This window comes from Kosakonia sp. LAM2021 (assembly GCF_016620385.1).
Lineage (GTDB): Bacteria > Pseudomonadota > Gammaproteobacteria > Enterobacterales > Enterobacteriaceae > Kosakonia > Kosakonia sacchari.
In genome coordinates, this window is the sequence record NZ_JAENHT010000004.1 from 100,633 (window position 1) to 121,894 (window position 21,262).

Sequence of the window (21,262 nt, forward strand, 5' to 3'; positions counted from 1 at the left end):
CCTGCCCCTGGTATATATTTATTGTATTGATAATTACCCTGCATATAATTCTCCACAGTGACTTATCTGTTCGTGGTTTTCTATTTTCTTCTGTGTTTGCAGAAACAATTCTATTGAGGTTTTTCGTAATGGGAAAAATAGCTGAGCGCCACTATATCCATTTTATTTGTAATGGCGTGACGGGGTTTGTCGAAGTTGAACCCGGCGGTATCCAGTGGGTGAACTACGCGGGTGAACGCAGGATTTATAGGGCACTGCAGGGACGGTTACGTAACGTCGTTGATCACGTGCTGTCTCAGCATCATCTTATCAGCAACAGGCGGGTAAATACGTAAGCGGATTTATATTGATCGTTTTCTCTCGGTTTTAATTTATTAACTATTACAGTTTTTATTTCGCTGTAGCGGAAGGCATATATCTTTTATTTGCCTGCAATAGTTGTGAGGTTATTCAAATGAAACGTTTTTTATTCATGCTTATCGTGCTGGCGTGCGCGAGTCTTAATGGCTGTGCGTCTTATAACGATCATATTCGTGCCTGTGACGGACACGATGTGAGCACGATGCATTTAGCATTCGATTATCTACCGATTGGTGCGGCTATTGATAATGGCGCCTGCGCGGTGAGCAGCAATGGGAGCGCGTCTGTAGCCAGCAAATAAATGCCTGAACGGAAAGCGGCGAAAAAAAAGCCCATCGTGGGAGATGGGCAAAGACTACACACAGCAATTCGTTGTTTCACTCAGGGGATTTCCATGCTTATAAATCAAGGTGTTGATTTATAACCGTGAGCTAATAGTAGGCATGTCGATTTTTTGCGTCGATCAGATTCGTCTCATTAGTTAAACGGACGTGAAGAATATATGGGCTAAATCGCGCAATATTTCGCTTTCAGAGGGATCTGAATGGGGTTTCGTGTTTGAAATGATAAGTAGTGCTTAATAATAATTAAGGCGGGCTACCCCGCCTTAATTATTTTCAGGAAGGGTTATCTACATTCATTGTCGACTTCGCTTAATGCATTATCTGTCGCCGCCGGTTCGGGCGCTTCATTTACCCACGCGGAGAATAGCCGCCAGGAGACCGCCAGTAATACCGGGCCAATAAACAGGCCAATCATGCCGAAAGCAACCAGTCCGCCAATGACCCCCGAAAGAATAAGGATCAGCGGTAAATCAGCGCCCATGCGGATCAGTACCGGGCGGATGAAGTTATCCAGCGTGGCGACAACGCAGCTCCAGACCAGCAGCACGGTGCCCCAGGTGGAATCTCCGCTCCAGTAAAGCCAGATAATGGCCGGAACCAGCACCAGTAACGGCCCGAGCTGCACCAGACAGGTCATCAGCATGACCACGGTAAACAACGTGGCGTAAGGCACGCCGGAAATGGCCAGGCCAACGCCGCCAAGCACGGCCTGCACCAGCGCGGTGACCACCACGCCCAGCGCTACGGCACGGATAGCCTGGCCTGCCAGCAGCACGGCGGCATCACCACGTTTTCCGGCAAGGCGGATGGCGAAATGGCGGATCCCTCTGGCAACTTGCTCACCGCGCCAGTAGAGCAGGGCGCTGAACAGCAACATCAGGCCGCAGTGCAGCATAAAGCGTCCAATATGCGCGGCCTGGCCGACAAACCAGGTGGTTGTCGCGCCTACATAAGGGCGCAGTTTGGCCATAATGGCGCTGCCGCCCATATCCAGCAGGCTGTGCCAGCCTGCGTAGAGTTTCTCACCAACGAAAGGAACGCTGTTTAGCCAGGCTAAATCCGGCGGAGACATGGCGCCGGTACTGATGGCATGGATCACCGGGCCGCTGGAGTCCACCAGGCTATTAACCAGTAGCGCGACCGGAATAATAAACAGCAGGATTAACAGCAGCATCATCACTAACACCGCCAGCGAACGGCGACCAAACAGCACGCGTTGCAGGCGCACCAGCAGTGGCCAGGTGGCGATCACCACCGTCCCGGCCCAGGCAAAACCGAGGATGAAGGGCTGGACGACCCACAGACAGGCGATAATCATGATTGCTAAAAACAGTACCGACAGCATGATTTGCGGTACATCCCTGGACTGACGTAGATCAACCATACGATTTACTCACCTTATTGAGTGGCTGAAAATTCGGTGTTTCTGGAAATCACCAGTGATAATGATTAATGATTTCAGCGGTTTTGGACAGTCCGATTCTGCCTGTAATTCTCATGGGCGCATAAGAAAAAAATGTGATACAACGATGAATGCTTAAAGCAAACGATTAACTATTCACAACACTAACAGTCAGGCAGGGTCAAGCATAATGATCCCACAGATTTCCCAGGCACCGGGCGTCGTTCAACTGGTGCTGAATTTTTTGCAGGCTTTGGAGCAACAAGGTTTTACCGGTGATACCGCCACCAGCTATGCCGACAGGCTAACGATGGCGACAGACAACAGTATTTACCAGCTATTACCCGATGCCGTCGTTTTCCCTCGTTCAACGTCCGACGTTGCCTTGATCACACGCCTCGCGGCCGAGCCGCGTTTTCGCACGCTGGTCTTTACTCCGCGCGGCGGCGGTACTGGCACCAATGGCCAGGCGCTGAACCAGGGCATCATCGTTGATATGTCCCGCTATATGAACCGCATTATGGAAATTAACCCCGAAGAGGGGTGGGTGCGCGTTGAGGCGGGCGTTATTAAAGATCAGCTCAACCAGTATTTGAAACCTTATGGCTTCTTCTTCGCGCCAGAGCTGTCGACCAGCAACCGTGCGACATTAGGGGGAATGATCAACACCGACGCCTCCGGGCAAGGATCTCTGGTGTACGGGAAAACCTCCGACCATGTGCTCGGTGTCCGCGCTGTGTTGCTGGGCGGCGATATCCTCGATACGCAGGCGATGCCGGTGGCGCTGGCAGAAACGCTGGGTAACGCCAGCACCGCTATCGGGCGAATTTATAAAACCGTGCTGGAGCGCTGTCGTGATAACCGCCAGTTGATTATGGATAACTTCCCCAAACTGAACCGTTTTCTCACCGGTTACGATTTGCGTCATGTATTCAATGACGAGATGACCGAATTTGATTTAACCCGCATTCTGACCGGCTCAGAAGGGACGCTGGCGTTTATTACCGAAGCGCGCCTTGATATCACGCCGCTGCCAAAAGTTCGCCGTCTGGTGAACGTAAAATATGATTCGTTTGATTCCGCGCTGCGTAATGCGCCGTTTATGGTGGACGCGCGGGCGCTCTCCGTCGAAACCGTGGATTCGAAAGTGCTCAACCTGGCGCGGGAAGACATCGTCTGGCATTCGGTGAAAGAGTTGATTACCGATGTGCCGGACAAAAACCTGCTTGGCCTGAATATTGTTGAGTTTGCCGGTGACGATCAGCCGCTGATTGATGCGCAAGTGCAGTCGCTGTGCCAGCGCCTTGATACGTTAATGGTCAATGGTGAAGGCGGCGTGATTGGTTGGCAATTGTGCGATGACCTGACGGGAATCGAGCGCATTTACGCCATGCGTAAAAAGGCCGTGGGGTTACTAGGGAACGCGAAAGGTGCGGCCAAGCCGATTCCCTTCGCAGAAGATACCTGCGTGCCGCCGGAACATCTGGCGGACTACATCGTTGAATTCCGTGCGCTGCTTGATGGACACGGCCTGAGCTACGGCATGTTTGGTCACGTTGACGCAGGGGTACTGCACGTGCGACCTGCGCTGGATATGTGCGACCCGCAGCAAGAAGTGCTGATGAAATCCATTTCCGATGATGTGGTGGCGTTGACGGCGAAATATGGCGGTTTGCTGTGGGGCGAGCACGGGAAAGGTTTCCGCGCCGAATATAGTCCGGCTTTTTTTGGCGAGCAGCTGTATGGCGAGTTACGCAAAATCAAAGCGGCGTTCGATCCGGAAAACCGTCTGAACCCCGGTAAAATCTGCCCGCCTGAAGGCCTTGATGCGCCGATGAAGAAGGTGGATGACGTTAAACGCGGTACGTTTGACCGGCAAATTCCTATCGCCGTCCGTTCATCATGGCGCGGCGCGATGGAGTGTAACGGTAACGGCTTGTGCTTTAACTTCGATGTGAAAAGCCCGATGTGTCCGTCGATGAAAATCTCGGCGAACCGTATTCATTCGCCAAAAGGGCGGGCAACGCTGGTGCGTGAATGGCTGCGTCTGCTGGCCGATCGTGGCATCGATCCGGTGAAGCTGGAAAAAGAGTTGCCGGAAAAGCGGGCTAGTTTACGCACATTAATCGAGCGTACGCGCAATAGCTGGCATGCACGTCGCGGCGAGTATGATTTTTCGCATGAAGTAAAAGAGGCGATGTCCGGCTGCCTGGCCTGTAAAGCGTGCTCAACGCAGTGTCCGATCAAGATTGATGTGCCGGAGTTTCGGTCACGCTTTCTGCAGCTCTATCACAGCCGTTATCTGCGTCCGGTGCGCGACCATCTGGTCGCCACGGTCGAGAGCTATGCGCCATTAATGGCGCGCGCGCCGAAGACATTTAACTTCTTTATGAGCCAGCCGTGGGTGCGCTCCCTTTCTGCGAAGCATATCGGCATGGTGGATTTACCGTTGTTGTCTGTGCCGTCATTGCAGCGTCAGATGGTCGGGCATCGCACGGCGAACATGACGCTTGAGCAGCTTGAACAACTCAACGCCGCGCAGAAAGCGAAAACTGTGCTGGTGGTGCAGGATCCATTCACCAGCTATTACGATGCGCAAGTGGTGGCCGATTTTGTTCGTCTGGTCGAACGGCTTGGCTTCGAGCCGGTAGTGTTGCCTTTCTCGCCAAACGGCAAGGCGCAACACATTAAAGGTTTCCTGAATCGCTTTGCCAAAACGGCGCAAAAAACCGCAGATTTCCTTAATCGCGTGGCGCAACTGGGCATGCCGATGGTCGGTGTCGACCCGGCTTTGGTGCTCTGCTACCGCGACGAGTACAAGCTGGCGTTAGGTGATAAGCGTGGAGAATTTCACGTGCAACTGGTGCATGAATGGCTGCCAGCGGCGTTGGATAATATCGGGGAGCGAGTGCCCAGCGGCGAGCCATGGTATCTGTTCGGCCACTGCACAGAAGTGACCGCGCTACCAGGTGCTACGGGGCAATGGGCGTCGATTTTTGCGCGTTTCGGTGCGGTACTGGAAAATGTCAGCGTTGGTTGTTGCGGTATGGCCGGAACCTATGGTCATGAAGTGAAGAACCATGCCAGCTCGCTGGGGATTTATGAGCTTTCCTGGCATCAGGCGATGCAGCGTTTGCCGCGTAATCGCTGCCTGGCGACCGGCTACTCTTGTCGCAGCCAGGTAAAACGAATCGAAGGGAATGGCGTGCGCCATCCACTACAGGCATTACTGGAGATTTTGGGATGATCTGGAAACGTGCGGTTACGCTGGAGGCCCTTAACGCAATGGGTGATGGCAATATGGTGGGGCTGCTGAATATTCGCTTTGAGCGCATCAGTGACGATGCGCTGGAGGCGAGCATGCCGGTAGACCAACGGACCCATCAGCCGTTTGGTCTGCTACACGGTGGCGCGTCGGTGGTGCTGGCGGAAACGCTCGGTTCTGTTGCCGGCTATTTGTGTACGGAAGGGGAGCAGAAAGTGGTTGGACTGGAGGTTAACGCCAACCACTTGCGCTCGGTGCGCAGCGGGCGTGTGCGCGGTGTTTGCCGGGCGTTGCATACGGGTGGGCGGCATCAGGTCTGGCAAATCGATATTTATGACGAACAATCCCGTCTTTGCTGTTCATCACGGCTGACCACGGCAGTGGTTTAATCATTTTCGGCGGTATAACCGCCGAAAAATCTTCATTTTTTATTCATTATTCTGAGCATTAGATTTTAGCTCTTCGTGCTATATTGTCCGGCACTGGATGTACCGCCCGGTTGTCTGTAACCGAAGCGAGTGGCTGTAACGCGTAATGACCTGATGAAGCGATTCATTGTCTCTTTAAGCGCTACTGAATAGAGGCTTTTAGGTAACAATGATGACATCGTTCAAGCTTGCATTTTTACACCCACGCCATTGGGTGACATGGGCCGGATTAGGTTTGCTCTGGCTGCTCGTTCAACTTCCTTATCCTGTTCTTGCCCGCCTCGGCGCGGGGCTGGGTCGGCAATCGCGTCGATTCCTGCAACGTCGCGAGCGTATCGCTCGCCGTAATCTCGAATTATGTTTCCCCCATATGAGTGATGAGCTTCGCGAGCGGCTGATTGCGAAAAACTTTATGTCGTTGGGCATGGGGTTGATTGAAACCGGCATGGCATGGTTTTGGTCGGATAAGCGTGTACGCCGCTGGTTTGATGTCGAAGGCTATCAGCACTTGCAGGCCGCCCAGGCCAGCCAGCGTGGCGTGATGGTGGTCGGCGTGCATTTTATGTCACTGGAGCTGGGTGGGCGCGTAATGGGGCTTTGCCAGCCAATGATGGCCACCTATCGTCCACACAATAATGTGCTGATGGAATGGGTGCAGACGCGCGGGCGTATGCGTTCCAATAAATCGATGATTGATCGCCGTAACCTGAAAGGCCTGGTCAATGCACTGAAACAAGGTGAAGCCGTTTGGTTCGCACCGGATCAGGATTACGGGCGCAAAGGCAGTATTTTCGCCCCGTTCTTCAGTGTTCAAAACGCGGCAACGACCAACGGGACATACGTTTTATCGCGCCTTTCCGGGGCAAAAATGTTGACGGTAACGATGGTGCGCAAAGAGGATTTCTCCGGTTATTCGCTGCATATCGGCCAGGCGCTGAATGACTATCCGGTTGAGGATGAGTTTGCCGCCGCTAGCTATATGAACAAAGTGATCGAGCGCGAAATTCTGCGCGCACCGGAGCAGTATCTCTGGATCCACCGGCGTTTTAAAACTCGCCCGGTCGGCGAACCTTCGCTTTATAACTAACCTTTGTTAACGCGCCCCTTCTCAGGGGCGTTGTATTATTCTGTTGCCAACAAAATGTATACGGGATGGTTATGGTCAAGTTTATTGCGGGCGGCTGTTTAGCCTTATTATCGGCGTATTCGTCTGCTGCGGGTATCACGTTGCAGTGTGATGAATACCGCGCCAGCGTCGAACCCGATGGGCTCACTATCAATGGCCGGCATTACACGAATCCACAGGAGAAGCCGTATGAGATCTCCGATCAATATTCCGGGCGCTCGCTGATTTATACCGACAGCCAGGATCAAAACAAGGATACCAACTGGGCGGCTATTCATATCATCACGCAGATTGAAACGGGTAAAAAAGCCTTCTTCTACGCGGACAGTAAGCACATTAACAATAAAGCGATCATCTGCACACGCGAAAACGCAGAGGAATAGTGCACACGCTGTGAGCTTGACGTAGCACGTTCACCCAATCACCCGCCAGCGGCTTGTATGCGAGTTTAAAACCCTTCCAGTAGCTGGAGTTGCTTAAAAGTCAGCGGGCGGGAAAAGGTATACCCCTGAATACCGCCAGCGTGATACCTGTTAAGCAGAGCGAGGTCGGCGGAGCTATCCACGCCTTCGCAAATCACGTTCGTACCTGCAGGTATCACGCTGCCAATGAAACGGTGCAGTGTTGAAAGTTTTGCCGGGTGGCGGGCAATGCCATCAACAAGAGAACGATCGATTTTAATGGTATTGAATGCAAACAATTGCAGGCGCTCTGCATGTTCATTCCCATGGCCAAACTTACCGAGTGAAACCATAAAGCCGTACTCTTTGGCTTTCTTTAACGCTGGTAACCTACTGATAAATTGTGGATAAGTGATTTTATCGCTAACTTCAATTTCGATACGTTGCGGGGCAATATTATTGTGCTGGCAGCGTTCAATGAGCTGGGTAAGATAATCCATATCATTAAGCAACTGAGGCGATAAAATGAATGACACCGTCATGGTTTCCTTCATTTTTAGTACATGACAAATAACCTCAAAAATAAAATCGGTTACTTTTCTGCTGATCGCCGTTTCTTCGAGCAGCGTTGCTGTTTGCTCTGCGGGAATGAGAAAATCCTCAGTGTTATAAAATTGCGCTATCGCTTGATAGCGGAAAATGTTTTTTCCTGAGAGATTAATGATGGGGTGAAACTCTGCCGTCATCAGGAATTTTCTGCCTTTTATTTCCAGTGTGTTAATTTTCATTTTCCTGATTTGGCCCCTACTCAAAAGAACAGGACATTCTTAATGAACAATTTTCAATTCTACACAGGCCAGGATAACTATTGAAAATTGTTTTGAATGATCGATTATCTTATTTTGATAGTCTGTATCTATTACTATCATGAAAATGATCGCTTAAATCTATAAATTACCAAAGAAGATTATTCTTAATATTTATATTCTGTTGGCTTTGTGATTATGTTTTTTGTTTTTAGTTTGCATTAGGTCGTTGTTTTGTACGGATAAAGACGATTGGCTGCGAGTGGGCATAACGAACTTCTACATGAAGTTTGGCTTACGGCAATAAAGCACGAATTAATTAACAATATTAACCATAAGTGAGATGTTTGTTGGTAATACGCGCGTATTTATAAGCCAGAACCTTTATTACTTTCTTTGGGGTTGATGTGTAACAGGCGTATTGAAGGTGTATTTAGGATACGTTTAAAAATAAACTGACGAACATAAAGATATAATGACAGTTTTATGACAGTTATAACCGGATTGGCAATAAAAGAACGAACGGGAAACGTATCGTCTGCTCCAGTTTCCCGTTCGGTTAATTAAAGGGTTAGCAACAGGCTATCGCCGGGGTGCTAATTTCCTGGTTTAGCAGTGTGCTGACAAATCAACAATGTTGCTTCAGGAAGTCGACAATCAATTGCGAAACATATTCAGGGTTCTCCCGGTTACTGATATGCGCCGCATTTGGAATCAGCGTGAATTCACAGCCTAATGCTTTTGCCATCTGTCGCCCTTCCACTGGCGGGCGCGGCAGATCCAGTTCGCCTGTTGCCACATGCGCCGGGCAAGCCACCGAATCCAGAATGGTCATACGATCCGGTCGGCCGAAAATCAATTTACCGAGCGGCACAATGCTGCTGCGAAGCTGCTCTGCTGAAAGCGAGGAAAGATAAGCGGTGAGCTGCTGAATATCTGCAGGCGCGGCAAACTGCGAATAAAATTGACCGACGATATAATCGAGTAACGCCGGGGGAATAGTGCCGGTTGCATCGATGGCGTTGAGCATTGCGAAGTAGCGCTCACGCGCCAGATCCGTTTCATCGCCGATAAAGGTATCAAATAGCATCACAGCCTTAACCCGCGAAGGTGCGGCGGCCGCGAGTTCTGCTCCCCACATTCCACCGACCGACAAGCCGACCACGGCAAATTGATCGATCCCGAGCGAGTCCATTAAAGCCAGATGGTCGGCGGCAATATCGGCCAGAGAGGTGGGCGTGGCAGGCAACGCCGGAGATTCACCATGCCCCCATAAATCCGGTGCTATCACACGAAAGTGCTGGCTAAGCGTTTCAATTTGTGGCGACCACATCGCTTTATCAAACAAATAGCTGTGGCCCAGCAGCACGGGAAAACCCGTCCCGCTATCTAAAAAAGACATCATTGGTTTTGCATTCATCAATACTCTCCTTGTTTGATGGCTCAGCGACGTGAGCACATTTTCAAAAAACCGAACATAACTGGCTTCATTTTAGAAATGAGCGGGGGATTTCTTCTTTTTCGAACGTTTTTTCTTATCCCATACTCTTTATGCGATAGCGACCAGAACACCATAACGTCACTCCGGTGTGGAGATAGTGGGGTAAAGCAACGTTTCCAGGAAGCTGGCCACTATCCACAGCGTTTCGCTGAATATTGACCATAAACCCACCACCAGAACCACCACCGCGAGCAGCAGCAAAATCAACGCCGTTTTATCCATAACTTGCTCAAATGTGGTAAAAAATTCTTGTTTTCGGACACTCATTCCAGCATCCGGTTCAACTTTTTACTATGACTATTTTACCGCCGACTGGCTGACTATTGATATCACTGGAGATTAATTTCAAAAATGCAAAGCGCCGAAGTTGGGGCTACGCGTTTAAGCCAGCTTTTTGCGAAAAGATAATGTTTTGATAAGCGGGTCCCTTTTAACATTAAAAAATTTCAAAATCCTATCTCAATAATAGGTATTGGCTATACATCTTTTCTTTTTTCACCGTCTGGTCGCCGCTACGCCCTCTAAAGTCATTATTTATCAATTTATTAAACAAATTTTCACTTACCTGTAAAGCCTTTGCACAGAGTCTATGCTTATAACATGTGCTGAAAAAAGGGGCTTGTAGCTAATAACCCTTCGGAAAAGAGGTTGAAGTGATAATCATTATCACTAACATAGCATTATGAGCCTTTGATCTGCTGATGTGAGGTAAACGATGGAATCATTTAATCCGCAAGATTTTACGTGGCGGGGGCTAACCATGACACCCGCTGCCGCAGAACATATTCGTGCGCTGGCCAGTAAGCAGGCCGGTGTGCTCGGTGTACGGCTTGGTATCAAGCAGACGGGTTGCGCAGGTTTTGGCTATGTACTCGATACCGTGACGGAGCCGAGCGAAGACGATTTGCTTTACGAATCTGATGGCGCGCGCCTTTACGTACCGCTGCAAGCAATGCCGTTTATTGACGGCACCGAAGTGGATTACGTGCGTGAAGGTTTAAATCAGATCTTCAAATTTCATAACCCGAAAGCCCAGCACGAATGCGGCTGTGGCGAAAGTTTCGGGGTATAGGCGGTACTATGTCTCGTAATACTGAAGCAACTGACGATGTCAAAATCTGGACCGGTGGCAACCTCAATTATAAAGAGGGCTTTTTTACCCGGCTGAACACTGACGAGCTGGCAAAAGGGATCAATGAAGAGGTCGTGCGGGCCATTTCAGCGAAGCGCAACGAGCCTGAATGGATGCTCGAGTTTCGCCTGAACGCTTTCCGGGCGTGGCTGGAGATGGAAGAACCGCACTGGCTGAAAGCCCATTACGAAAAACTGGATTATCAGGATTACAGTTATTACTCCGCACCTTCCTGTGGCAATTGCGATGATACGTGCGCCTCGCAGCCTGGCGCGGTGCAACAGACCGGCGCAAATGCCTGGCTAACGGAAGAGGTTGAAGAGGCCTTTAACCAGCTTGGCGTCCCGGTGCGTGAAGGTAAAGAAGTGGCGGTCGACGCTATTTTTGACTCCGTCTCCGTGGCAACGACGTACCGGGAAAAATTATCAGAGCAGGGGATCATCTTCTGCTCGTTCGGTGAGGCGATACATGATCATCCGGAACTGGTAAAAAAATACCTCGGAACGGTGGTGCCTTCTAACGACAACTTTTTCGCCGCGCTTAACGCTGCTGTTGCCTCAGATGGCACTTTTATCTACATCCCGAAAGGCGTGCGTTGCCCGATGGAACTGTCGACCTATTTCCGCATTAATGCGGAAAAAACCGGCCAGTTCGAGCGCACCATTCTGGTGGCGGATGAAGGGAGTTACGTCAGCTATATCGAAGGGTGTTCCGCACCAGTACGCGACAGCTATCAACTGCACGCGGCAGTGGTGGAAGTGATCATCCATAAAGATGCGGAAGTGAAATACTCCACGGTGCAGAACTGGTTCCCGGGGGATAACAACACCGGCGGGATCCTCAACTTCGTGACCAAGCGTGCGCTGTGCGAAGGCGAGAACAGCAAAATGTCGTGGACGCAGTCTGAGACGGGCTCCGCCATCACCTGGAAATACCCGAGCTGTATTCTGCGTGGCGATAACTCCATCGGTGAGTTCTTCTCTGTTGCGCTGACCAGCGGGCATCAGCAGGCGGATACCGGCACCAAGATGATCCATATCGGTAAGAACACCAAATCGACGATTATTTCGAAAGGGATCTCCGCCGGGCATAGCCAGAACAGCTATCGCGGGCTGGTGAAAATCATGCCGACGGCGACTAATGCCCGTAATTTCACCCAGTGCGATTCGATGCTGATTGGCCCGGATTGCGGGGCGCATACTTTCCCGTATGTCGAGTGCCGTAACAACAGCGCGCAGCTTGAGCATGAAGCCACGACATCACGTATCGGTGAAGACCAGCTTTTCTATTGCCTGCAACGCGGGATCAGTGAAGACGATGCCATTTCCATGATCGTCAACGGTTTCTGTAAAGACGTTTTCTCTGAACTGCCGCTGGAGTTTGCCGTTGAAGCGCAAAAACTGCTGGCTATCAGCCTTGAACACAGCGTCGGTTAAGGATTAAAGGATAAGAAATGTTAAGTATTAAAGACTTGCAGGTAAGCGTTGAAGATAAAGAGATCCTGCGTGGTCTGAGCCTGGAGGTGCGCCCCGGTGAAGTCCACGCGATTATGGGGCCGAACGGCTCCGGGAAAAGTACGCTTTCTGCGACGCTGGCTGGTCGAGAGGATTACGAAGTGGTGGGCGGCAGCGTCGAGTTTAAAGGCAAAGATTTGCTGGAGCTTTCGCCGGAAGACCGTGCCGGTGAAGGCGTATTTATGGCGTTCCAGTATCCGGTGGAGATCCCCGGCGTCAGTAATCAGTTTTTCCTGCAAACGGCGCTTAATGCGGTGCGTGAATATCGCGGCGAAGAGGCGCTGGACCGGTTTGACTTCCAGGATCTGATGGAAGACAAAATCAAGCTGCTGAAAATGCCCGAAGACCTGCTCACCCGTTCGGTCAATGTCGGTTTCTCCGGCGGTGAGAAAAAACGTAACGACATTCTGCAAATGGCGGTGCTGGAACCTGAACTGTGCATCCTGGATGAAACGGACTCCGGTCTTGATATTGATGCGCTAAAAATTGTTGCTGAAGGGGTGAATGCGCTGCGTGATGAAAAACGCGCATTTATCATTGTCACGCACTATCAGCGGATCCTGGATTACATCAAACCGGATTTCGTTCATGTGTTGTATCAGGGGCGCATCGTGAAATCCGGTGATTTCACGCTGGTTAAGCAACTGGAGGAGCAGGGCTATGGCTGGCTTACCGAACAGCAGTAACGCGCTGCAACAGTGGCATCATCTGTTTGAAACCCAGGGCGGCGCGCGTTCTGAATCGGCGCAGCAGCATCTGCAGCAAATGCTGCGTTTAGGGTTGCCGACACGCAAACATGAAAACTGGAAATACACGCCGCTGGAAGGCTTGCTGAACAGCCAGTTTGTTAGCACCACAGGCACGATCGGTGCCGCACAGCGCGATGCGCTGGCATTGCCGGTGGATGCCGTGCGGCTGGTGTTTGTCGATGGTCAGTTTAACGCGGCGCTGAGCGACGACACTGCCGGTTCCGGTTTTGAGATCAGCATTGCTGATGTGCGGGAGGATTTGCCTGCGCCAGTGCAGCCGGAAGTGTTCCTGCATCTGACAGAAAGCCTGGCGCAGAGTGTGACCTGGATTCAGGTGGCGCGTAATCAGCGTCCCGCTAAGCCGTTGCTGCTTATGCACATTACTCAAGGGCTGGCGGGCGACGAGATGAATACTGCCCATTACCGCCACCATCTTGAGCTTGACGAGGGCGCGGAAGCGACAGTGTACGAACATTACGTCAGCCTGAACGACGCCCGCCACTTTACGGGGTCACGCCTGACGATGAATGTGGCGGCGAATGCGCACCTGCATCATGTCAAACTGGCGTTTGAAAACCCGCAAAGCTACCACTTTGCGCATAATGACATCTTGCTTGCGGCAGATGCGGCGTCAGATAGCCATAGTTTCCTGCTCGGCGGCGCGGTGTTGCGCCATAACACCAGCACGCAACTTAATGGTGAAAACACGCAGTTGCGCATCAACAGCCTGGCGATGCCGGTGAAATCGGAAGTGTGTGATACCCGCACCTGGCTTGAGCATAATCAGGGATATTGCAACAGCCGCCAGTTGCATAAAACCATCGTCAGCGATAAAGGCCGCGCGGTGTTTAATGGCCTGATCAAAGTTGCGCAACATGCCATCAAAACCGACGGGCAGATGACCAACAATAATCTGTTGCTCGGGCGTCTGGCGGAGGTGGACACCAAGCCGCAACTGGAAATTTATGCCGATGATGTGAAATGCAGCCACGGTGCGACGGTTGGCCGCATTGATGATGAACAGATGTTTTATTTGCGCTCGCGCGGGATCAATCAACAGGCGGCGCAACAGATGATAATCCATGCCTTCGCAGCTGAACTGACTGAAGCCATTAGCGACGAAGCATTGAAACGACAGGTTCTGGCGCGTATCAGCCAGCGCCTGGCAGGGGGCAGAGTATGAGTTTTCCCGTGAACGCCGTTCGCGCCGATTTTCCGGTGCTGCAGCGTGAAGTGAACGGACTACCTTTGGCCTATCTCGACAGCGCGGCCAGTGCGCAAAAGCCGAACCAGGTGATTGATGCCGAAGCTGAATTTTTCCGCCACGGTTATGCGGCGGTACACCGCGGCATTCATACGCTGAGCGCGGAAGCCACCCAGCGGATGGAAAATGTGCGAGTGCAGGCGGCGGCGTTTCTTAACGCACGTTTGCCGGAAGAGCTGGTGTTTGTGCGCGGCACAACCGAGGGAATTAACCTGGTGGCGAATAGCTGGGGGAACAGCCAGGTGCGCGCGGGCGACAACATTATCATTAGCGCGATGGAACACCATGCCAATATCGTTCCGTGGCAGATGCTGTGCGAGCGCGTGGGGGCTGAGTTGCGCGTGATCCCGCTTAACCAGGATGGCACGCTGCAACTGGACGTGTTGCCAACGCTACTGGATGAACGCTCGCGGCTGCTGGCGATCACGCAGGTGTCGAACGTACTGGGAACCGAAAACCCGGTGGCGGAAATTATTACGCTGGCGCATCAGCATGGCGCGAAAGTGCTGGTGGATGGCGCGCAGGCGGTTATGCATCACCCGGTGGATGTACAGGCGCTGGACTGCGATTTCTATGTTTTCTCCGGTCATAAGCTGTATGGACCTACCGGCATCGGCGTGCTGTATGCCAAAGAGGACATTTTGCAGAATATGCCACCGTGGGAAGGGGGCGGTTCGATGATCGCCACCGTTAGCCTGACTGAAGGCACAACCTATGCAAAAGCGCCGTGGTGTTTTGAGGCCGGCACGCCCAATACAGGTGGCATTATCGGTCTTGGCGCGGCAATTGAATATGTGCGCAAGCTGGGGCTGGAGGCGATTGGTGAATACGAGCAGACGCTGATGCATTACGCACTCAACGCGCTGGCGGACGTGCCGGATCTGACGCTTTATGGCCCGGCGCAGCGCAAAGGCGTCATCGCGTTTAATCTTGGGAAACATCATGCTTATGATGTCGGCAGTTTCCTCGACAATTACGGTGTTGCGGTGCGCACCGGACACCATTGCGCGATGCCGCTGATGGCGTTTTACAATGTGCCCGCCATGTGTCGTGCGTCGCTGGTTATGTACAATACGGAAGAAGAGGTGGATCGTCTGGTGGCTGGCCTGAAACGCATTCATCAGTTGCTGGGATAACTTGAGAGGCAAAAATGGCCGCATTACCCGACAAAGAGAAACTGCTGCGCAATTTTAGCCGCTGTGCCAACTGGGAAGAGAAGTACCTCTATATTATTGAGCTGGGGCAGCGTCTACCGGAATTAAGTGCCGAAGCGCACAATCCTGAGAACATTATTCAGGGCTGTCAGAGCCAGGTCTGGATTGTCATGCATCGCAATGAAGCGGGCTTGATGGAACTGGCTGGCGACAGCGACGCCGCGATTGTCAAAGGGCTTATTGCCATCGTCTTTGTGCTTTACCAGCAGATGACCGCGCAAGATATTGTGGCGTTTGATGTGCGCCCGTGGTTTGAAAAGATGTCCCTCACACAACATTTGACGCCTTCTCGCTCGCAGGGGCTTGAGGCAATGATTCGCGCGATTCGCAACAAAGCCGCCAACATTAGCTAAACTTAAAAGACCATATTTCATCCTGTTACGACGCGAGGCGTTAGGCGCCTCGCTGGATCTTCAGCTTTCTGACACCTTGTCAGTGGATACAGGAACTCCCGTATGAAACGCGCGTCTTTGCTCTCCTTATGTCTTTTCGGCGCTTTAAGCGCACTCCAGGTGGCTCGTGCGGCAGAATATCCCCTGCCTGCCGATGGTAGCCGGGTCATTGGGCAAAACCAGACTTACACCGTGCAGGCGGGGGATAAAAACCTGCAGGCGATCGCCCGCCATTTCGACACAGCAGCAATGTTGATCCTTGAAGCCAATAATACGATTGCACCCGTACCTCGGCCGGGTACGATCGTCACCATCCCTTCACAAATGATTTTGCCCGATACACCGCGCGAAGGGATCGTGGTTAATCTGGCTGAGCTGCGCCTGTATTATTTCCCGCCGGGAAAAAACAGTGTCCAGGTTTACCCGATTGGTATTGGGCAACAGGGGCTGGAAACGCCGGTTTCCGTGACGCGAGTCAGCCAGAAGATCCCGAACCCAACCTGGACACCGACAGTGGGCATTCGCGCGCGTTCACTAGCAAACGGCATTGAATTACCGCCGGTGATACCCGCCGGCCCAAATAACCCGTTAGGACGCTTTGCGCTGCGTCTGGGCATTGGCAACGGTGAATATCTTATTCACGGAACAAATGCACAGGACAGCGTTGGGTTGCGGGTAAGTTCAGGCTGTATTCGCATGAATGCACCGGATATCCAGGCGCTGTTTACTCAGGTTGCGGCTGGTACGCGCGTGACGATTATCAACGAACCGGTGAAATACGCCGTAGAGCCTGACGGTCGACATTTTATTGAAGTGCATCGTCCGCTGGCACAAAAAGTTGAAGAAAATACGCAGACGGTGCCGATTAACTTCTCTCCCGCGCTGGAGGCTTTTATTCACAATGCCGGCGGTGATAGCGGCATGATTACGCAGGCACTGAATCGTCGGGCAGGTTACCCGATAGCGATTCCGGTTAAGACAGCGGCAGCAGCATCGCCGGAAAGCGTGTTGTCCGTGCAGAACGGCGCTAAAGAAACGACGGTGGATGCAGAAGCCCAACAGAAGGCGGTAACGCAGTAGACGAAAAGGAAGGGCAAATTACAGGCAAAAAAAATGGCGCACCGAGTGCGCCATTTCATTACAGGAACTCTTACTTACGGTAAGAGTGAGCCTGGTTGTCCAGACGCTGGTTAGCGCGAGCTGCGTCATCTTTAGCAGCCTGAACGTCGGAACGGATTGCGTTCACGTCGTTGCTCAGCTGGTCAACTTTAGCATTCAGAGTCTGAACGTCAGAAGACAGCTGATCGATTTTAGCATTGCTGGAGCAACCAGCCAGCAGAGTAGAACCCAGGATTACCGCGCCCAGTACCAGTTTAGTACGATTCATTATTAATACCCTCTAGATTGAGTTAATCTCCATGTAGCGTTACAAGTATTACACAAAGTTTTTTAGGTTGAGAATATTTTTTTGATGGGAATCCACTTAAATTTGATCGTTCGCTCAAAGAAGCACCGACTTTCAATAAAAGGTTAAAAAACGCGTATTAAAACAGCGAGCTTCCATCGGATTCATCTTAGATAATGGCCAGTTTAAATAGTGAAATCCGATTGGATTTTTTATTTTAAATGGAGGCGGGAATATAAAAAAAGCGCCACAAGGGCGCTTTTTTAATCAGTCCGAATTGTCCGGTTATTATTACAGAACGTGGACGGAAGCGGTGTTTGTGGTGCCACTCGGAACCAGCGCGCCGGAAACCATAACAACCACGTCGCCTTTGCTTGCCAGGCCGCTTTCCAGCGCCACTTCTTTACCCAGACGGTAGAAATCATCTGTAGAAGAGATCTCTTTCACCAACTGCGGGATAACGCCTTTGCTCAGCACCAGCTGACGCGCGGTCACTTCGTTGGTGGTCAGCGCCAGAATAGTGGCATCCGGGAAGTATTTACGCACAGCGCGAGCAGATTTGCCGCCCTGAGTCGCAACAACAATCAGCGGAGCTTCTAGTTTTTCAGCGGTTTCAACAGCGCCGCGGCAAACCGCTTCCGTGATGCGCAGTTTCCGGCTGTCGTTGTTGAAATCCAGACGGCTGGTCATCACGCGATCGGTGCGCTCGCAAATGGTGGCCATAATGGTCACCGCTTCCAGCGGGTACTTCCCTTTAGCGGATTCGCCAGACAGCATCACTGCGTCGGTGCCGTCGAGAATGGCGTTCGCCACGTCGCCAGCTTCAGCGCGGGTCGGACGCGGGTTTTTAATCATTGAATCCAGCATCTGGGTCGCAGTGATAACGACTTTGCGCGCGCGGATACATTTTTCAATCATCATCTTCTGCGCGAAGATCACTTCTTCAACCGGGATTTCAACGCCCAGGTCACCGCGCGCAACCATGATGCCGTCGGAGGCTTCGAGGATTTCGTCGAAGTTGTTCAGGCCTTCCTGGTTTTCAATTTTGGAGATGATCTGAATGTTCTCGCCGCCGTGCGCTTTCAGGTGCTCACGAATTTCAACCACGTCAGAACGTTTACGGATGAAGGAGGCAGCAACAAAGTCGACGCCTTGTTCGCAACCGAAAATCAGGTCTTGCTTATCTTTTTCAGCCAGCGCCGGCAGGGCGATGGAAACGCCAGGCAGGTTTACGCCTTTGTTTTCACCGAGGTCACCGTTGTTCAGCACTTTACAGATAACTTTATTGCCAACGATTTCGGTCACTTCCATACCGATCAGACCATCGTCTACCAGTACGGTGTTACCAACGCTCAGATCGTTGGTGAAACCTTCGTACGTCACGGCAACAGTATCCGCGTTGCCGACAACAGATTTGTCAGTGGTGAAGGTGAATGTCTGACCTGCTTTCAGGGAGACGTCGTTGCCACCTTCCAGTTTGATGGTGCGGATTTCCGGACCTTTGGTGTCCAGCAGAATTGCCGCTTTTTTACCGGTTTTGCTCATCACGTTGCGCAGGTTTTTGATGCGCTGGCCGTGCTCAGCATAGTCACCGTGAGAGAAGTTTAAACGCATGACGTTCATGCCAGCGTCCAGCATTTTCGCCAGCATCTCTTCGGATTCGGTTTTCGGACCGATGGTGCAAACAATTTTGGTCTTTTTCATGACAGTTCTGGTCTTTAAGTTTGAGTTGAGAAGGATTGGGAATTTACGCTCCGGTTAGCGCACGGCTCCGGAGTCAAACCTGTGTTGCGAAAAGAGCGATGCCACAGTCTAAGGATAGGTGACATCAAAAAAGCGTGCAGAAGAATGTGTGCCTGAGATTCAGCCAGATCGGGGAAAAGTTGATGTGAGTAATTTGTTTTACAGTTCAATCAGCTGAATCCATTCAAATTAGGATGGCGGCATTATAGCGTCGACATCGACAGAAAGGAATTAAAAACGCTGTTTCAAAATGCGAATTTATCGTCCTTATCGATTTGTTGTGTAACCGTTATCACATAATTGCGCAACCGTTGCGTAGTCGAGGCAGCCCGCGGCTTGACCATCGTAATGGCATCAGTTTGATCCACTCTCACGCCGCGTTATTTCTCTTCTACGGCTCTGCTTATTTACTTTCTCGCCTCCTGAGATTGCAAAATAAACAATAAGATTGTTCTGTTTATTTTTGTTCGCAAGGGATAGTGGATATTAATTTAATAAAAAGTGTGCTCCAGTTTGCTTTTTAAATAATTGTCGAGGCTGCGTGTTTTTACTTATCCCTTCTGCATAAGCGAGGCGGATATATCCGATGGGGACTGCGTAAAAGGGCGGAAATATATTTTATATTTCTGAATTAACATCACGTTTTTGCATGAAATTTGTTTTAAGGATAATCTTAAAATTCTTGCTTTTGTTGATGTTTAAATGATTGTTTTTTATTAAAAAGCAGAAGGAATTGCGAAAGTGGTAGAAAACTAAATAGTTGATACTTATGGCCTTTAACTTTTAGAAAGAATTTGCAATAAAACGCCTTGTTACTACTCTTAATCGACTCTTGATGAGACCCGAAAAATTTATAAAAAATTTCGTTCCGGATAATTAACTCCGGAGGTCGGCTGGTGCCTGCTTATTATTTACTGCCAGCCCTATTTAATGCGTTTACTCATGATGAAGGTTGGGTGATGACAACTTCCGCTGTTGTTGGGCAGGGCTATGCTTTTATTCCTCCGCCAGAAATTCCTACTCAGCAGGGACCGATGGGCATCCTGTATGATTTTAATGACGGTGCCCGGTTATTGCTGCCGGCCGGTAACTGGCGGGTAGAAATAAGCGATGATGAAACGGGAAATATCCTGTTTGCCGACGATGTCGCGCAGGGCTGGGTGATCAGCACAAAAAAATATTATGTGCCGTTTCGCCTACGGGTCTGGGACGGCGTCCAGTCGGAGTCGGTGCTGGACCACGTTCTGGATATGCGCGGGAAAACGGTACTGGTTTCATTTCCCGGCGGTACGCTGGGCGACCTCATTGGCTGGGTACCTTACGCCGAACGCTTTCGGCAGACGAATCAGTGCAACGTTTATTGCACCATGGCACAGCCGATCGTCGATCTCTTCAAGCCGGCCTATCCGCAGCTTAATTGCGCTACCCCCGAGGAGTGGCAAGCCGGACCGGGCGTGAGCGAGCCGCCCTACGCCAGCTGGCGCGTCGGGTTGTTTTTTCACGGCGATCTCGACAAGCAACCATTTGATTTTCGCGCCGTGGGTCTGCACCGCACCGCCGGACATATTCTTGGCGTCGAACCCACGGAAATCGTTCCGGATCTGCGCCAGCACAGCGCGCGTCGTATCGCTGAACCCTACGTCTGCATCGCCACCCAGTCCACCAGCCAGGCCAAGTTCTGGAACAACGGCAACGGCTGGCATGAAGTTATCGACCATCTGAAAGAGCAGGGCTACCGCGTGCTGTGTATCGACAAAGAGCGCGTGGTAGGCCGCGGTTACATCTGGAACAAAATCCCCCACGGCGCGGAAGATTTCACCGGCAACCTGCCCCTCGCTGAACGCGTGGCGTTGCTGGAACACGCCGAATTTTTTATCGGTCTCGGCAGCGGTCTCTCCTGGCTTGCCTGGGGCTGCCGCATTCCGGTGGTGCTGATCAGCGGATTTAGCCTGCCGAACAGCGAATTTCATACCCCCTGGCGCGTCATCAACACCCATGTCTGCAACGGCTGCTGGGATGACGTGCGATTCAATTTTGATCATCAGGACTATTTCTGGTGTCCGCGCCACAAAGGCACGGACCGGCAGTACGAATGCACACGTTTTATCACTGGCAAGCAGGTCATCGGTCATCTTCGTCGGCTGATTGCCCTGCGAAGCAATCCCTTTGGCATCAAAACAACAGCATTGGCAGACCCCGATCAACACGCCGCCTGA

The 21,262-nt window shown here is 51.4% G+C and carries 20 protein-coding genes and 1 other RNA gene; 14 read left to right on the forward strand and 7 right to left on the reverse strand.

All coding sequences use genetic code 11. From position 1 onward, the window contains the following. Positions 1–128: 128 nt before the first annotated feature. The gene (locus JKP81_RS11240) at positions 129–335 is read left to right on the forward strand and encodes a hypothetical protein (RefSeq protein ID WP_200551799.1); all 207 of its coding nucleotides are present in this window, start codon (positions 129–131) and stop codon (positions 333–335) included. Between the two features lie 119 nt (positions 336–454). Continuing rightward, positions 455–661, forward strand: a complete 207-nt coding sequence (locus JKP81_RS11245; RefSeq protein WP_200551800.1) for a hypothetical protein — start codon at positions 455–457, stop codon at positions 659–661. Positions 662–680: 19 nt separating this feature from the next. Here the strand turns inward: JKP81_RS11245 and rprA are convergent. Both rprA and ydiK read right to left on the reverse strand, forming a co-directional pair. Then, positions 681–788, reverse strand: an RNA gene (gene rprA / locus JKP81_RS11250) — antisense sRNA RprA. Positions 789–987: 199 nt separating this feature from the next. Further along, positions 988–2,088, reverse strand: coding sequence for an AI-2E family transporter YdiK (gene ydiK / locus JKP81_RS11255; protein ID WP_200551801.1), 1,101 nt, complete (start codon positions 2,086–2,088; stop codon positions 988–990). A gap of 208 nt (positions 2,089–2,296) precedes the next feature. Between ydiK and JKP81_RS11260 the strand changes: the two genes are divergently transcribed. The 4 genes from JKP81_RS11260 to JKP81_RS11275 all read left to right on the forward strand — a co-directional run bounded on the left by JKP81_RS11260 (position 2,297) and on the right by JKP81_RS11275 (position 7,308). Next, positions 2,297–5,353, forward strand: a complete 3,057-nt coding sequence (locus tag JKP81_RS11260) for an FAD-binding and (Fe-S)-binding domain-containing protein (RefSeq protein ID WP_200551802.1) — start codon at positions 2,297–2,299, stop codon at positions 5,351–5,353. Further along, the gene (gene menI, locus JKP81_RS11265) at positions 5,350–5,760 is read left to right on the forward strand and encodes a 1,4-dihydroxy-2-naphthoyl-CoA hydrolase (protein ID WP_200551803.1); all 411 of its coding nucleotides are present in this window, start codon (positions 5,350–5,352) and stop codon (positions 5,758–5,760) included. Before JKP81_RS11260 ends, menI begins: the two co-directional genes overlap by 4 nt. 208 nt (positions 5,761–5,968) lie before the next feature. Further along, positions 5,969–6,886, forward strand: a complete 918-nt coding sequence (gene lpxP / locus JKP81_RS11270; protein ID WP_175272412.1) for a kdo(2)-lipid IV(A) palmitoleoyltransferase — start codon at positions 5,969–5,971, stop codon at positions 6,884–6,886. A gap of 71 nt (positions 6,887–6,957) precedes the next feature. Further along, on the forward strand, positions 6,958–7,308 hold the full coding sequence (locus tag JKP81_RS11275; RefSeq protein ID WP_234455609.1) for a hypothetical protein: 351 nt from the start codon (positions 6,958–6,960) through the stop codon (positions 7,306–7,308). Positions 7,309–7,373: 65 nt separating this feature from the next. Here the strand turns inward: JKP81_RS11275 and JKP81_RS11280 are convergent, their stop codons facing one another. The 3 genes from JKP81_RS11280 to JKP81_RS11290 form a co-directional block, all read right to left on the reverse strand. After that, the gene (locus tag JKP81_RS11280) at positions 7,374–8,114 is read right to left on the reverse strand and encodes an EAL domain-containing protein (RefSeq protein WP_200551805.1); all 741 of its coding nucleotides are present in this window, start codon (positions 8,112–8,114) and stop codon (positions 7,374–7,376) included. 646 nt (positions 8,115–8,760) lie between these two features. Then, on the reverse strand, positions 8,761–9,552 hold the full coding sequence (locus JKP81_RS11285; protein ID WP_200551806.1) for an alpha/beta fold hydrolase: 792 nt from the start codon (positions 9,550–9,552) through the stop codon (positions 8,761–8,763). Positions 9,553–9,711: 159 nt separating this feature from the next. Continuing rightward, positions 9,712–9,900, reverse strand: coding sequence for an Ecr family regulatory small membrane protein (locus JKP81_RS11290; RefSeq protein WP_017456575.1), 189 nt, complete (start codon positions 9,898–9,900; stop codon positions 9,712–9,714). Between the two features lie 448 nt (positions 9,901–10,348). On the opposite strand from JKP81_RS11290, the gene sufA reads away from it, so the two are divergent. The 7 genes from sufA to JKP81_RS11325 all read left to right on the forward strand — a co-directional run bounded on the left by sufA (position 10,349) and on the right by JKP81_RS11325 (position 16,978). Further along, complete coding sequence (gene sufA / locus JKP81_RS11295) at positions 10,349–10,705, forward strand: Fe-S cluster assembly scaffold SufA (RefSeq protein WP_065368654.1); 357 nt, start codon at positions 10,349–10,351, stop codon at positions 10,703–10,705. An 8-nt stretch (positions 10,706–10,713) separates the two neighbouring features. Then, positions 10,714–12,201: a Fe-S cluster assembly protein SufB gene (sufB, locus tag JKP81_RS11300; RefSeq protein WP_200551807.1), complete on the forward strand. Its 1,488-nt coding sequence runs from the start codon at positions 10,714–10,716 to the stop codon at positions 12,199–12,201. A gap of 17 nt (positions 12,202–12,218) precedes the next feature. Further along, positions 12,219–12,965, forward strand: coding sequence for a Fe-S cluster assembly ATPase SufC (sufC, locus tag JKP81_RS11305; protein WP_017456578.1), 747 nt, complete (start codon positions 12,219–12,221; stop codon positions 12,963–12,965). Further along, a complete protein-coding gene (gene sufD / locus JKP81_RS11310) occupies positions 12,940–14,211 on the forward strand; it encodes a Fe-S cluster assembly protein SufD (RefSeq protein ID WP_200551808.1) in 1,272 nt (423 codons plus the stop codon). The genes sufC and sufD overlap by 26 nt, the downstream gene beginning before the upstream one ends. Further along, on the forward strand, positions 14,208–15,428 hold the full coding sequence (gene sufS, locus JKP81_RS11315; protein ID WP_200551809.1) for a cysteine desulfurase SufS: 1,221 nt from the start codon (positions 14,208–14,210) through the stop codon (positions 15,426–15,428). The genes sufD and sufS overlap by 4 nt, the downstream gene beginning before the upstream one ends. Positions 15,429–15,442: 14 nt before the next feature. After that, entirely contained in the window at positions 15,443–15,859 is a 417-nt protein-coding gene (gene sufE, locus JKP81_RS11320; protein WP_200551810.1) for a cysteine desulfuration protein SufE, read from the forward strand. A gap of 102 nt (positions 15,860–15,961) precedes the next feature. Next, positions 15,962–16,978 carry a L,D-transpeptidase family protein gene (locus tag JKP81_RS11325; protein ID WP_200551811.1) on the forward strand — a complete coding sequence of 339 codons (1,017 nt, stop codon included), beginning with the start codon at positions 15,962–15,964 and terminating at the stop codon, positions 16,976–16,978. 70 nt (positions 16,979–17,048) lie between these two features. On the opposite strand, the gene JKP81_RS11330 is transcribed toward JKP81_RS11325, so the two are convergent. After that, positions 17,049–17,285, reverse strand: coding sequence for a major outer membrane lipoprotein (locus tag JKP81_RS11330; RefSeq protein WP_007374746.1), 237 nt, complete (start codon positions 17,283–17,285; stop codon positions 17,049–17,051). 309 nt (positions 17,286–17,594) lie between these two features. Beyond that, positions 17,595–19,007 (reverse strand): pyruvate kinase PykF, encoded by a 1,413-nt coding sequence (gene pykF, locus JKP81_RS11335; RefSeq protein ID WP_016496308.1) that lies wholly within the window; start codon positions 19,005–19,007, stop codon positions 17,595–17,597. A gap of 998 nt (positions 19,008–20,005) precedes the next feature. On the opposite strand from pykF, the gene JKP81_RS11340 reads away from it, so the two are divergent. Then, the gene (locus tag JKP81_RS11340; RefSeq protein ID WP_200551812.1) at positions 20,006–21,262 is read left to right on the forward strand and encodes an autotransporter strand-loop-strand O-heptosyltransferase; all 1,257 of its coding nucleotides are present in this window, start codon (positions 20,006–20,008) and stop codon (positions 21,260–21,262) included.